This is a genomic window from Psychroserpens sp. Hel_I_66 (assembly GCF_000799465.1).
Lineage (GTDB): Bacteria > Bacteroidota > Bacteroidia > Flavobacteriales > Flavobacteriaceae > Psychroserpens.
The window spans coordinates 611845-626055 of sequence record NZ_JUGU01000001.1; the positions used below are offsets into that span (position 1 = coordinate 611845).

Genomic DNA, 14211 nt, shown 5'->3' on the forward strand with positions numbered 1-14211 from the left:
TTGAATTTTGAGTTTACGATTTAAAAATTTCAAGACTTTCAATATGTCGAGCAATCATTTTTGCGTGAACTCTGGAGTTTTCTATAAACCATTTATGAGTTTCCATTCCGCCACAAATCACACCAGCAAGATATAAACCTTTAATATTGGTTTCCATCGTGTCTGGATTGTAATTTGGTATGTGTTTTTCATCTTCGGAAAATTGAACTCCTACTTTTGCTAAAAACTTGAAATTTGGTCGATAGCCTGTAAGAGCCACAACATAATCATTAGAAATGGTTTTAGAACCATTTGGCGTTTGGATGATGATTTTATCGTCTAAAATTTCCTTCACTTCAGAATTGAAATAGGCTTTGATACTGCCTTCTTCAATACGGTTTATAATATCTGGTCTTACCCAGTATTTTACGCGTTCTCCAATAGATTCACCTCTAATGACCATTGTTACATTTCCGCCTTTGCGATAAATTTCAAGAGCAGCATCCACCGATGAATTACTTGCTCCAATCACTGCAACATCCTGCAATGTAAAAGGATGTGCTTCTTTATAGTAATGCATCACTTTCGGTAAATCTTCACCACTCACATTAAGCATATTAGGAATATCGTAAAATCCTGTGGAGATAATGACTTTTTGTGCTTTGTATTCTTTTTTGTTAGACGTAACCTTAAAATGATCTTCAGTTTTTTCTACGGAAATTATAGTCTCATAAAGATTAATTTTCAATTGGTTTGAAGTGGTTACTCTTCGGTAATATTCTAAAGCTTCATTTCTTGTTGGTTTGGGATTATTGCTTATAAAGGGAACATCATCGATTTCTAATTTTTCCGAAGTAGAAAAAAAAGTCATGTTCAGCGGATAGTTAAATAGTGAATTTGTTAGGGCTCCTTTTTCTATTACAGCATAATCCCAATTGCGCTTTTTACACTCTAGAGCACAAGCAATACCAATTGGTCCAGCTCCAATAATCAATACATCTAATTTTATCATTTTGTTAAGGGACTTATGGTATTTATTGGTGTTTTCAGTTTTAAATAATTATTTAATATAAATAAAATTATGGCAGCTGCAAAGGCAATTGCGGTTACAATATACCAAGTATTATCGTAGCCAATCGTTGCTGACATTTGCAAGCCTGCGTTATGGCCAAAGATATGACCTATTGAAAAAGATATAGAATAAAGTGCCATATATTCGCCTTGATTCCCTTTTTTTGCCCGATCTACCGCAAATGAATTTGAGAATGGAAAGGCGATCATTTCGCCAAGCGTCATGAGTAACATTCCAATAATTAAAATGCCAGTCCAACCTGTTAGATTTAAGATGAGAATGCTCAATCCCGTTAATACTGTTCCGAAGAAAATGAGCGATAACTTTGAATATCTAGAACGCTCCAGCCATTTAATGAGAGGCATTTCAAAAATAAAAATCAATAAACCGTTGCCTCCCAAAAGGAGACCAATTTCAAATTCAGTGAGATAATGAATGTTTTTATAGTAAATCGTAACCGTTGAGAAATATTGTAAAAATACAATCCCGAACAAGGTCATCGCTACTAAAAATACTAAAAATGCTTTATCATTATAGGCAGAATCTGGATTCTTGTTTTCTATAACGTCCATGATCTTAGCTTTTTTAGGATTTAAAACCTTAATCATTACCAAGGTTGCAATAATGCACGTAATGCCATCTACCCAAAACAATCCTGAATAGCTCAAACCTGTAATAATCAATCCGCCAATTGCTGGACCTGCCGAAAAACCTAAATTAATCGCTAAACGAATCAAGGTCAATGATCTAATTTTATTTTCTGGTTTGCTATAGGCGTTTAAGGCGACAAACATTGCTGGTCTAAAGGTATCTGCTACTAGCATCACCAAAAAAATACCAATGCAAATGGATGCAAACGTATTTAAGAACTGTAACAGTATAAATAGAAAACCTGTACTCAATAGACTTCTAACCATCACTTTGTAGTAGCCAATTTTATCGGTTAATTTTCCACCAAGCCATGAGCCAGCAACAGACCCTAGTCCAAACGCAGTCATGATCCAGCCCACATCACTTATACTAAAATTAAGATCTTCTTTTAAATACAATGATAAAAAAGGGATTACCATAGTGCCTGCACGATTTATTAAAGTTATAAGCGCAAGCCACCAGATTTCTTGAGAGAGACCTTTAAAGGTGTTTATGTAATTTTTATAGAGCTTTATCATTCTGGTTATTTTTTCTTCGGAAAATGGCTCACTTTAAAATCCTAATCTTTTAATTAAGCGTTTTATGGCGAGCATAATTTTATTCATAAACTTTTGATCTTGGAAACGCATTATATGTAAAAAGTCCGACATTGACGTCGGACTTTTTATGATTGATTGGTTAAATAATTATTAAATCATAGCACATTTAAAGTCCGACTCTTGCGAGAAGAGGTCTGTCTTTTAATATATGTTACGACTAATTTTTTCATTGCCTAAAATTATTTAGTGGAGTAAATTTAGGAAAATTTTTTTAAAAGATGAGCATTTAAAAATTTATAAGTTGCTCATTACTAAAATATAATCCATTTGTTTTTAGAAAACTATAACGAATCTTTTAACTCACAGCTTCTTTATAAACTTTTAAACAACGTTCTCTAGCTTCTTTGTGATCTACCATTTTTTCAGGATAATCATCAGTATCAAATTCTGGAACGAATTTTTTAATGTACGTTCTGTCTTTATCAAATTTATCAATTTGTGTTGTAGGATTAAAGATCCTGAAATAAGGAGCTGCATCAACACCAGAGCCAGCAACCCATTGCCAATTACCAACATTGCTGGACATTTCATAATCATGGAGTTTTTCAGCAAAATAAGCTTCTCCCCAACGCCAATCAATCAATAGGTGTTTGCAAAGAAAACTACCAACCAACATACGAACGCGATTGTGCATAAATCCTGTTTGATTGAGCTGTCGCATTCCTGCATCTACAAATGGATATCCCGTTTTACCTTCGCACCATTTTTTAAATTCGTCTTCGTTGTTTCGCCATTCAATTCGGTCATATTTTGATTTAAAGGATTCTTTGGTTGTATCAGGATAATGCCACAGAATTTGCATAAAAAATTCCCTCCAAATCAATTCTTGCCAAAAGATTTCATTTTTTTCTGCAATGGCTTTTTTTACCATTTTACGAACACTTACAGTTCCAAAACGCAAATGCGGACCCAATCTTGATGTCGAGTCTTTTGCTGGAAAATTTCTAGTGTCTTCATACTCTTGTATTAGGGTGGGAGTTACAGTATATTCTTCAATTTGCTGACTTGATTTTTTGAAGCCAATTTCAGCTAAATCTAAATTTGGTAAACGTGTATTTTTGACCAAATTATCTAGATAATCATTGGTATAATATATTTTTAAATCATAATCCTTAAAGTTTTCTTTCCATACTTTCATGTAGGGTGTGTAAACTACATAAGGGTCTCCATCTTTTTTGACGACTTCGTCCTTTTCAAAAATAACTTGATCTTTAAAGGTTTTAAAATCAATATCGTGATCTTTTAAAAAGCTTTTGATTTCTTTATCACGTTCTCTGGCGTAAGGCTCATAATCATGATTTGTAAACACAGTGTTTATGTCGTAATCCTCGACCAATTTTTTGTAAATGTCTAATGGTTTGCCATGATACATAGCGATGCTGCTATCACGTTCGTCTTGAAGGTTAGAGCGCATTTTTTGGAGTGTATCATAAATAAAATTGACTCGTGCGTCATCTTCTGGGAGTTGGTCCAATATTTCAGAGTCAAAAATGAATATGGGCAAAACTGGATGTTCGCTCCTTAGCGCTTCGAAGAAACCTATATTATCATCTAAGCGTAAATCACGTCTAAACCAGAATATATTTAAGGGTTGTTTCATTTTAAAAGTTTAATGTCTATTTTTTATAAGTCCCAAATAATTCTTCAAGTTTTTTAGTACGGTAATTAAAAATCTCTTCCAATTTTGGTTTTACAATGATTGGATGAACGAGTTGTCCTAAAATTCCGAAGGGAACCTTATAATCTATGATGTCTTCCATTTCTACACCACCATCAATTTCTTTTATAAAATGCTTGTGGTGCCATAGAGCATATGGTCCAAAACGTTGCTCATCTACAAAGTATTTATGGTCAACACTATGTGTGATTTCTGTAACCCATTTGGTTTTTATTCCTAAAACTGGAGTTACAATATACTGAATTATTTGACCTGCAAACATTGGACGATCTGCTCCAGACAAGATATGAAATCCCATATAATCTGGCGTAATAGTTTTTAAATTTTTAGGATCTGAAAGAAATTCCCAAGCAGTTTCAATAGAAATTGGTAAGTTTTGTTTTTTATGTAAGGTGTAAATTTTCATATCAATTATAGAGTAAAATATAGAGGTTTAGTGATGTGGCAATGCAAAGCCAAATCAAATAGGGTAGGATAAGAAAAGATTTGACTTTCAAGTCTTTAGTGTATGTGAATAACATTGCTGCTACAACAATAGTGAGCAGTACAATGTTTGCCAGTGCAACCTCAATTAATTTTTGGTTGAAGAATAAAAAATTCCAAAGGACATTTAGTACAAATTGTAAAGTAAAGAGGGTTATGACTTTTTTGGTTGGTCTCTTTACATATAAAAACGCCATATATATTGAAAAGTAAATCATAATGAGCGTCCAGGCTGCGCCAAAGACCCAGCCATCTGGCGTCCAAGGTGCTTTATTAAGTTGTAAATACCATTCTCCTTTTGGACCATCTGCCATGAGCAGGCTGCCAATACCCAATGCACCAAAATTGATGATAAGAAAAGCAAAAAATGGCTTTAAGAACTTCATTTTATTTTTTTTGAAGCTGTTCTATTTGCTCTTGTATTTTTTGAGCTTCAGCATATTTTTTATCACTTTCGCTTCTATTGGTAGTTGATAATGCATGCCACTCTTTCATGAGCTTTTCGTATTTTTTCTGAAGTTTCTCAACCTCACTGGTCTTTTTGAATAAATTGAACATAATGTCTATTTGATGTGTTTAGTGATTTTAGAATTTGTTGGTAGTGTCATTGAGTAATAGTAATCAATGAACTGTCCTGTTGGACCAACTAGATATTTTTGAAAATTCCATTTTACTTTAGAATCGCTTACTCCATTTTTTCGCTTTTGGGTTAGCCACTCAAATAATGGGTGCTGTTGAGAGCCTTTAACATCTATTTTTTCGGTAATAGGAAATGTGACACCGTAATTCACTTCACAAAACGATTCTATATCTTTAGAACTACCAGGTTCTTGCTCACCAAATTGGTTACAAGGTACTCCAATAACAACCAGCTTATCAGCATACTTGTCATAAAGTTCCTGTAAATCTTTGTACTGAGGTGTGAACCCACATTTTGATGCGACATTTACAAAAAGTATGTATTTTCCTTTATATTCTGAAAGTGATAATGGTTTTCCATTTAGGCTATTGATTTCTATATCGTAAATAGAAGTATAGTCTGGTTTTTCCGAAGAACTAGATTTTGAAAATAGTGTTGCCATAAATATTTTAAACGGATTCATTGCTTAGTCATTAGTGAAAAATAAACAGTATTTGGTTTTAGTTATAATATATTTTATATCTTAAAACTAACGATTCCGCAGTCCATTTCAAAAACTTGGCCCGAAATTGAGCTCGCTTTTTCAGATAATAAAAATGATGCCATACCTGCAACATCCTTTGGCTCTAAGAATTTTTTCATTGGGTGACGCTCTGTGATGTTTTCAATCATTTTGTCATTTCTAAGTAATTTAGAAGCCAGATCGGTATTGGTTACCGTTGGCGCTATGGCATTAATACGTAAGCTGGTTGCCAATTCTGCTCCCAATGATTTTACCAAACCTTCAACTCCAGATTTTGCAGCTGCAATACTTGAGTGAAAGGGCATTCCTAATTTTGCAGCTACTGTACTAAACAAAACAATCGATGGATCGTCACCATTTTTGATAATTCCCAAATATTTTTGAATGGCCTTAACAGCTCCAATGACATTGATTTCGTAGTCTTCTCTAAATTCGTCTAAACTAAATCGACCTATTGGTTTTAAATTGATACTTCCGGGACAATAAACTAAACCATCTGCAGATTCAATATCTGGCAATTCGTCTTTTAAAATATCGCAGTCGTGATGCGTCAAGTTCTCGTGAGATTGCTCTGGCGCTGTTCTGCTAAGATTTATGATTTTATGGTTCTCTAATAACGTGTCCACAATTGCATTTCCAATACCTTTGCTGCCACCAATTACTATATATGTTTTCATTTATGGTTGGTTTTTAAAATTAGAGCGTAACAGTTTAGTTATAATACTCACTATTACGCTCAAAATTTATAATGATTTATGTTTTTATGCTGTTAAAGGCTTTCCGTTTAAACGTTTTTCAACCTTTCGCTTAATAACTGTAATGCGTTTCATGATATCCATGATTTTTTCATCCTTTTTTTGCTTATAGATTTTGTTTAAATCTAAAATAAGGGATTTAGCTTCTCGAGAAATTTTAACACGATCGCTAGTAGATAGCGATTTCATTTTTCGCTTCTCAAATTCTAAGGCTCTGTTTATTAATTCCATATCTTAATTATTTATATAGTTGTGTAATTCTGAAATTTTCTCTGGTGTATTAAATTGACCACCATAATAGGTTGTCACTGTTGCAGACGTATCATCCTTAATACCTCTTGAAGAGACACAAAGGTGTTTGGCGTCAATAATAACAGCAACATCATCTGTTTCTAAAATAGCTTTAAGATCTTCTGCGATTTGATTTGTTAAACGTTCTTGAACTTGTGGACGCTTGGCATAATATTGTACAATTCTATTTAGTTTAGAAAGCCCTATTACTTTGCCAGAAGAGATATAAGCTACATGAGCTTTACCGATAATTGGTACAAAATGGTGCTCACAGTTAGAGTAAAAAGTTATATTTTTTTCAACCAACATTTGGTTGTATTGATACTTATTTTCAAACAATGCAATTTTTGGTTTGTTTGCAGGATTCAATCCAGAAAAGATTTCATCAATATACATTTTAGCGACACGCTTAGGTGTACCTTTCAATGAATCATCTGTGAGATCTAGTCCCATAACGTCCATAATCTCTTCAAAAAGAATAGAAATACGCTCTTTTTTTTCGTCGTCACTCAATTTAAAAGCATCTGTTTTCATTGGTGTCTCTAAACCTGTAAATAGGTGGTCATCTCCAATATCTTCCGCAGAAAACATATTTAGTGCGTGGTCGTTAATTTTGTTTTTTAAAATTTCGGTATTCATTACTTTTCTTTTTAATGTGCTGTCCTAAAGAACTCATCTCTTTAGTCAAAGCACGTTATCGTTTTGAAATTGAGTTATGCGTAATCTGTTTTTGTCGAGAGCATTTAAATCGCCCTTCGGTAAAAGTTCTTAATTTTTCATGTTTAGTTTTACGTCCTTGCACGCGTTTGCGCCACATTTTAAAACTTTTCGGTTTCATTTCTTTGCGCATAAGCTCAATGACATCTTGTTCTCTTAGACCAAATTGGAATTCTATGGCTTCAAAGGTGGTTCTATCTTCCCAAGCCATTTCTATAATTCTATCTGTTTGTCTAATATCTAGTTCCATTAATCTAAAATTGAAATTTATATTGCTCGTCAAAGCGTGCCTTTATGTCTAAAAGCTTATTGAAAAAACCTTTATTTTCTTTAAATGTCTTATTGTATTTAAAATGGATAAATTTGCCTTGAGCATGAATACTTGCACCATTCGTTTTATAAATGACCAGTTGGTAGTAAGGGATAATCCATGTGTAGTTTTTTAATCCCTTATTGATATAGATTAAAATACCTTTGTTACGCATTTCTATGTTAGCGTAATTGACATCATCAACAGTATTTAAATACTGTTCCATATTTGGACTTACATTCTCAATAATCATACGCTTAGAGCCAACGCCTCCCATTTTTAGAGCTTCTAAAAATGAAAATGGCTTACCTGCTAAATCAATAATGACTTTTTTGTGGTCTTTGTTTGGATGTGTAGAATCTAAAATCAATGCTGAATTTTCTTATTGAACCAAATTTACAAAATGTTTAATATTTTTTAGTTATGCTTAAACAAAATATTAACATATCAGTATTGACTTAATCTATAATAGATTTAAATATTTGAAAATGAGATTTTTAATTCGGAAATTTTAATCTCTAAGTGTATGCTTTTTTATAATTCTTTTGCTTTCTTCCCTAACTTTTTTATTCTTTCTAAGATTCCAAAGAATATCGCTGGCTTTTTTTCGCGTTTTGTCCATATCTACTATTGGATATGGGTAGTCCTTGCCTAATTCAAAATTATATAGCTGCTGTTCCAATTCTGTCATTAAATAGGGTTCATGCGCAAAAGGAATTTCTAATTCTCTCAATTCTGGAACCCATTTTTTTATAAAAATTGCCTCTGGATCGTGCTCTAGACTATTTTTAATAGGGTTGTAAATTCTCAACATATTGGTACCTGTTTCTCCAGCTTGCATTTGCAATTGCGGATAATGAATTCCTGGCTCAAAGTCAAGAAACATCTGCGACAAATGTTTGGAAGCAGCTTGCCAAGGTTGCCATAAATTATGTGTAAAAAACGAAACCACTAAAGCACGCATTCTAAAATTTAAGTAACCTGTTTCATTCAAACAACGCATACAGGCATCTACGAGTGGATAACCGGTTTGACCTGTTTTCCAGGCTGTTTGGTAAATTTCGGAAATATCCTTTTTTAATTTTTGAAAGCCTTTATTGATACTTTCCTCTTCCATGGTATGTTCCATTTCAAATTTTTGCACAAAATGTGCTTGCCAGCGCAAACGGGACATAAAAGCTTCTAAGGGTTTTTTGTTTTCTGAAGTTTTCTTTAAATGATAGGCCTTGTGATATACTTCACGTATGGATAAGTTTCCCCAAGCCAAGTAAGGTGAAATCCTGCTACATCCTTTTCTTGCCAAATCTGGCTTAGAAATATGAAACATATAATTGACATAGCGATCGTTTAAAAAGGAGTTAAGATATTTTAGTCCCATAGACCTACCACCTTTTTGAAATGGTGCATCGTCTGGAGTTTTTAATGAGGGTACTGTAAGTAATCGCTCAAGTTCTTCAACGTCTTTAATTTGGAGTAGTTGATTTTCAGAAGGAGAAAAAGGCAGTGGCTCAATCTCAAAATAAGCATTGCATTTTTCGGTCCATAAGTCTCTATCCTTTAATCCACGTTGTACACCATTATTTATATTTTCGTGCCAAGTAATTAAGTTGTTTTTACAAAAACGCTTAAAGGATTTGTCACGGTTATATGTAATTAAAATACCAGTTTCCTGGTGTGAAAAAATGTCTTTTATCGCATACTTTTCCATCAACTGGTTTATAGTCAATATTATATCTGCCTCAACGGTTAAAATCTTACTATTATAGGCTTTCAATTGATCGTTCAAATCTCTAATGGATTCTTTGATGAAATTCCAATGACGTTGGCTATAATGCTCATCTTCTAAAAGCATGGTTTCAAAAGTATAGAGTAGTAGTGTGGGTTTGCCAGTGGCCAAGGCATTAAAAATAGCCTCGTTATCTTCTAACCGAAGATCACGTTTAAGCCAAACGATATGTATTTGGGGTTTATTAATACTCATCTTGATGTTCTATAATATGTTGTGCTTTTTCCTTTATTTTTGTGAGTTCGTTTTGGTTCATTTTGTCTAGTAGACTATACATCATTCCCATCCTAAAATTATTGCCCAAATGCTCTCGCTTATCGTCCAGAAAATTCCAGTAAAGGGTATTAAACGGACAAGCATCATCTCCAAATTTCTTGGATTTGTTGTAGTGACAATTTCCGCAGTAATTACTCATTTTATTAATGTAAGAACCTGAGGAGACATACGGTTTAGTTGCGATTTTTCCGCCATCTGCAAACTGGCTCATTCCTCTTGTGTTGGTGAGTTGAACCCACTCAATGGCATCCACATAAATACCCAAATACCAAGCATCAACTTCATCTGGATTTGTTTGTGTGAGCAACGCATAATTACCGGTAATCATGAGTCTTTGGATGTGATGTGCGTAGCCATTATCTAGTGAATTATTTATGGCGTTCTTTAGGCAATTCATTTTTGTGTTGCCCGTCCAAAAAAAGTCAGCTAGTTTATTATGGTTGTTCAGCTCATTTAATGATTTGTATTCTGGCATAAAAGCCCAATACATCCCTCGCATATACTCTCGCCAACCTATGATTTGACGCACAAATCCTTCAACCTGGGAAATGTTGATATCATCACCATGCTTTCGGTAATAATTCATGACACTGGTCACAACATCCTTGGGCGAGATCAATTTTAAATTCATTGCAAAAGATAGCCTAGAATGAAATAGATATTCCTGTTCGGTATGCATGGCATCTTGATAATCTCCAAAATGAATGAGCAATGCTTCACAAAAATACTTGAGTTGCTCAATTGCCTGACTACGTGAAATGGGATAAGGGAATGTTTTGGTTTCAAAACGTCCCATCGTTTTAATGCCAGCAGTTTTAATATCTTTTTTTACTTCGGAAATATCATTTTTGAACAACTTGTAGTTTGGAATTTCTACATCGCCTTTCCATTTGTTTCTATTGCTTTTATCGTAGTTCCATTTGCCACCTTCCGGTTGATCTGCAACCATAAGGATATCGTGTTTTTTTCGCATATCGCGATAAAAACTCTCCATTAAGTATTGCTTTTTGCCTTTAAAAAAGATGCTTAGATCATTACGCTTCGTGTAAAAATGTTCTGCGGAAATAGAACGACTCTCAATCTCAATCTGCTCACAGAATTCCTTAAGCTGTTGGTCTAATCTATATTCGTCTGGCAACATATACTCAAAGCGCTCAGTGCCATTATCTTTAATTAAAGCTTTTAAATTTTTGGTGAGGCTTTGCGTATTTTTTTCATCATTGATTGTAAAATAAACCACGTTATGACCTTCTGCTTGTAAATCTTTGGCAAATTGCCTCATAGCAGCAAAAAACCCGATGACTTTTTGTATATGATGTGTTACATAGTCGGTTTCTTGACGCATCTCAAAAAGGCAATAGGTAACATCTTCATTGGTTTCTTTAAACCATGAGTGCTTGATATTTAGTTGATCACCTAATATGAGTCTTAGCGATTTCATTAATTTATTTTTTCTTTGTTTTTCAAATATGTTTTTCTAAGTCCTTATTTAAAACAGTGTTTCCTGCAACCATAATCTTCTGTATGTTCCGTTTTCGTCATAGCGCTCTGCTTGAGAATCTACATTGAATTTTCGGTCTCTTGGATCATTTCCAACTCCTGCCACATACATCCAATTTCCGTAGTTGGAATGCACATCATAATCAATGAGCATAGATTCAAAATAGGCTGCACCAATTCGCCAATCGAGCAATAGTTCCTTTGCAAAAAAGGAAGCTACATTTTGGCGACCACGATTGCTCATCCATCCCGTTTTTTTGATTTCAATCATGTTAGCATTTACAAAATCTGATCTGGTTTCTCCATTAATCCACGAGTTAACCTGTTTTTCGCTGTCCTTCCAATCATATTCTTTATCGAGAATTCCTCCAATTTTAAAAATGGAATTTCCATGTTTTAAAGAGATGTATTTGAAGTAATCTCTCCAAATCAACTCAAAAATGAGCCAATAGGTAGATTCGTTACTAAAATGTTCTTTTTCAAACGCTTTAATTTCCCAATAAATGGTTCTCACAGAAATACTGCCATTAGCTAACCAAGGTGAGAACTTTGAACTGAAATCTGCACCTATCAATCCGTTTCTTGTCTTTTTATAGACACCTAACTTTTTGGTCTCGAAGAAATAATCATGTAATCTCTTTAGTGCTGCAGTTTCTCCACCTTTAAAGGGAAAAGCGGAATCTTTATGTATCTCAAAATCATTGAAACCTAAGTCTTCAAGAGTTGGTATGTGCGTATTATTAACAATCTTATCATTTTTCTCTGCGGAAATTGGCTCAACCAAAGATCTAATCTTACTGTATTTCTCAACTTTTTTTCTAAAGTTGGTAAACACTTTTGGAATCTCATCTACAGACATTTTAATATCTTCAGGATGATATAAAAATTGATCGTAGTCACTATTAAATTTTATATTTTTTGGTAATTTGCTTTTTACTGCTTTAAGAACATCTGTTTCTTCTTTTGTCCATTCCGTTTGGAGATAAACTGAACTAATCTCATATTTAGTCACTAAATGTTGTATTGCATATTCTGGGGTTTCCGAAGAAATAAATAATTCTACGTTTCTTTTTTTAAGATTTGATTTGAGATCTTCGACTGTTTCAATTAAAAATTTGGCTCTGTATTTTTCTGTTTTTTTAAATCCGAATTTTGACATTTCAAAATGTCTCGGATCAAAGCAGTAGAGCGCTATGACAAATTTGTGGTTGGAAATGGCTGCATTCAAAATTCTATTGTCCTGAACTCTCAAGTCATTTCTAAACCATACTAATGCGATGTTGTTTTGTTTCTCCTGCATTTTTCACTACAATATTTTACGTTTTCCCAATTCTTTTCCCACTTTTTTCGCCAAGTGAATGGTAAGCCACAGGTTTGGCAAATTTTTGTTGGGAGGTGTTGTTTTTTCATGTTATCAAGCTGTTTGCTATTTGCTTTTGTCTATTAGCTGGATATTGATTTATTAGTCAATTATTAATAGAATTTACAACTTTGCTAAAGGCTAAGTTACACATCCACCAATTTATCAATCATACCTCTAAAAATAAAACCGTGAAATGGTAAAACGGAGTACCAATATAATCTTCCCCAAAGACCTCGAGGTCTAAAGGTTGCTGTTTGTTTTAGAAGTCCGTCCTCAATTTTAAATTCTAGCCAAGCCTCACCAGGAAGGCGCATTTCAGCATAAAGTAATAGTTTTTGCTGCTGTTTATCTGCAAAGATGACTCGCCAAAAATCCAGTGCATCTCCAACATCCAAATCTGTAGGACTCGTTCTCCCACGACGTAAACCGATACCTCCAAAAAGTTTGTCGATATAGCCTCTTATTTTCCAAAGTATTGTTCCGTAGTACCAACCTTTTTTACCGCCAATACTCCAAATTTTATCAATTGTTTTTTCTGAATTTTTAACTGGTCTCTCTTTGTAATCTTTAAAGCAACCGTATTTTGGAACATTTATATATTTATGAAGTTGATTTCGTAAACGACCGCTACTTACCATGGAATCTTTCCAGCTGGAAACAATACTGTTCTGTTCGATTTTTTCGAAAGCTAAAGCCACTGCTTCTTTATATGAAATTGGCTTTACATCGAGAATTTTATTGATCTTACTTGGCTTTCCTATTATTTGTACTCCCATACTGTCCACCAGTGAAGATGCTAATTTATAGGAGGTTGAGGTTACAAAATATAACCAGTATGACGACAGTTTAGGTGTCATTACAGGAACCGTTAAAATGTACCGTTTTAAACCACGCACTTCTGCAAATTGCAGGAGCATTTGTTTGTATGTTAAAATTTCTGGACCAAAAACGTCATAGGTCTTATTGTATAATTCTTCATTACCAACGCTATGGTGAAGAAAAGAAAGAATATCTCTAACAGCTAAGGGTTGGGTTTTTGTATTTAACCATTTTGGAGCAATCATAAATGGTAATTTTTCTACCAGATCACGAATAATCTCAAAAGATGAACTTCCTGAGCCAACTATAATTCCCGCTTTAAATATGGTTGTGGCATACTTATCTGATTTTAAAATATCTTCAACATTCTTACGGGACTTTAAATGTTTTGAGAGATTTTTTTCATTGGTAATTCCGCTGAGATAGATAACTTGTTTAACGTTTGTTTTCTCAAGTTGGGCTTTAAAATTTATTGCGCAACGCTCTTCCAAAGACTCAAAGTCTTTTGAAGAATTTGACATGGAGTGAATTAAATAAAAAGCGATATCAATATCTTTGGGAATGTTGTGAAGTGTTTCTGGTTTTAAGAAATCAGCTTCAACGACATCGATTGTTCGATCTTCAGCGTAACTTTTATCTGCTCTTAATTTATCTCGTACAGCACAAACGACATGATGGTCACTGTTAGACAATAACGGTATTAACCGTTTGCCAATATAACCTGTTGCGCCTGTTACGAGTATTTTCATTCACTTTTTTGAATTAAAAT

At 33.8% G+C, this 14211-nt stretch carries 17 protein-coding genes; all 17 read right to left on the reverse strand.

Translation table 11 applies throughout. The annotated features are described in order from the left end of the window. Window positions 1-13 precede the first annotated feature (13 nt). Complete coding sequence (locus GQ40_RS02855; RefSeq protein ID WP_047545584.1) at window positions 14-991, reverse strand: YpdA family putative bacillithiol disulfide reductase; 978 nt, start codon at window positions 989-991, stop codon at window positions 14-16. After that, the gene (locus tag GQ40_RS02860; RefSeq protein WP_052184126.1) at window positions 988-2220 is read right to left on the reverse strand and encodes an MFS transporter; all 1233 of its coding nucleotides are present in this window, start codon (window positions 2218-2220) and stop codon (window positions 988-990) included. The genes GQ40_RS02855 and GQ40_RS02860 overlap by 4 nt, the downstream gene beginning before the upstream one ends. 376 nt (window positions 2221-2596) lie before the next feature. Next, on the reverse strand, window positions 2597-3901 hold the full coding sequence (locus GQ40_RS02865; RefSeq protein WP_047545585.1) for a cryptochrome/photolyase family protein: 1305 nt from the start codon (window positions 3899-3901) through the stop codon (window positions 2597-2599). A 16-nt stretch (window positions 3902-3917) separates the two neighbouring features. After that, complete coding sequence (locus GQ40_RS02870; protein WP_047545586.1) at window positions 3918-4385, reverse strand: SRPBCC family protein; 468 nt, start codon at window positions 4383-4385, stop codon at window positions 3918-3920. A 1-nt stretch (window position 4386) separates the two neighbouring features. Beyond that, on the reverse strand, window positions 4387-4848 hold the full coding sequence (locus GQ40_RS02875) for a TspO/MBR family protein (protein WP_047545587.1): 462 nt from the start codon (window positions 4846-4848) through the stop codon (window positions 4387-4389). A 1-nt stretch (window position 4849) separates the two neighbouring features. Then, window positions 4850-5020: a Lacal_2735 family protein gene (locus GQ40_RS17540; protein WP_047545588.1), complete on the reverse strand. Its 171-nt coding sequence runs from the start codon at window positions 5018-5020 to the stop codon at window positions 4850-4852. A 5-nt stretch (window positions 5021-5025) separates the two neighbouring features. After that, on the reverse strand, window positions 5026-5544 hold the full coding sequence (locus GQ40_RS02885; RefSeq protein WP_052184319.1) for a glutathione peroxidase: 519 nt from the start codon (window positions 5542-5544) through the stop codon (window positions 5026-5028). Window positions 5545-5618: 74 nt separating this feature from the next. Further along, complete coding sequence (locus tag GQ40_RS02890) at window positions 5619-6302, reverse strand: SDR family NAD(P)-dependent oxidoreductase (protein WP_047545590.1); 684 nt, start codon at window positions 6300-6302, stop codon at window positions 5619-5621. 84 nt (window positions 6303-6386) lie between these two features. Next, window positions 6387-6611 carry a hypothetical protein gene (locus GQ40_RS02895; protein WP_047545591.1) on the reverse strand — a complete coding sequence of 75 codons (225 nt, stop codon included), beginning with the start codon at window positions 6609-6611 and terminating at the stop codon, window positions 6387-6389. Window positions 6612-6614: 3 nt separating this feature from the next. Continuing rightward, window positions 6615-7310, reverse strand: a complete 696-nt coding sequence (gene folE / locus GQ40_RS02900) for a GTP cyclohydrolase I FolE (protein ID WP_047545593.1) — start codon at window positions 7308-7310, stop codon at window positions 6615-6617. Between the two features lie 55 nt (window positions 7311-7365). After that, complete coding sequence (locus GQ40_RS02905) at window positions 7366-7638, reverse strand: TIGR03643 family protein (RefSeq protein ID WP_047545594.1); 273 nt, start codon at window positions 7636-7638, stop codon at window positions 7366-7368. A 4-nt stretch (window positions 7639-7642) separates the two neighbouring features. Further along, window positions 7643-8068, reverse strand: a complete 426-nt coding sequence (locus tag GQ40_RS02910; RefSeq protein ID WP_047545595.1) for a hypothetical protein — start codon at window positions 8066-8068, stop codon at window positions 7643-7645. A 141-nt stretch (window positions 8069-8209) separates the two neighbouring features. After that, complete coding sequence (locus GQ40_RS02915; protein ID WP_047545596.1) at window positions 8210-9679, reverse strand: cryptochrome/deoxyribodipyrimidine photo-lyase family protein; 1470 nt, start codon at window positions 9677-9679, stop codon at window positions 8210-8212. Continuing rightward, on the reverse strand, window positions 9669-11201 hold the full coding sequence (locus GQ40_RS02920) for a cryptochrome/photolyase family protein (protein ID WP_047545597.1): 1533 nt from the start codon (window positions 11199-11201) through the stop codon (window positions 9669-9671). Before GQ40_RS02920 ends, GQ40_RS02915 begins: the two co-directional genes overlap by 11 nt. A 48-nt stretch (window positions 11202-11249) precedes the next feature. Then, window positions 11250-12560 carry a DASH family cryptochrome gene (locus GQ40_RS02925; protein WP_047545598.1) on the reverse strand — a complete coding sequence of 437 codons (1311 nt, stop codon included), beginning with the start codon at window positions 12558-12560 and terminating at the stop codon, window positions 11250-11252. Further along, window positions 12530-12670, reverse strand: a complete 141-nt coding sequence (locus tag GQ40_RS17385; RefSeq protein ID WP_081990164.1) for a DUF2256 domain-containing protein — start codon at window positions 12668-12670, stop codon at window positions 12530-12532. Before GQ40_RS17385 ends, GQ40_RS02925 begins: the two co-directional genes overlap by 31 nt. Window positions 12671-12766: 96 nt before the next feature. Further along, window positions 12767-14191: an SDR family oxidoreductase gene (locus tag GQ40_RS02930; protein ID WP_047545600.1), complete on the reverse strand. Its 1425-nt coding sequence runs from the start codon at window positions 14189-14191 to the stop codon at window positions 12767-12769. Window positions 14192-14211: the final 20 nt, after the last annotated feature.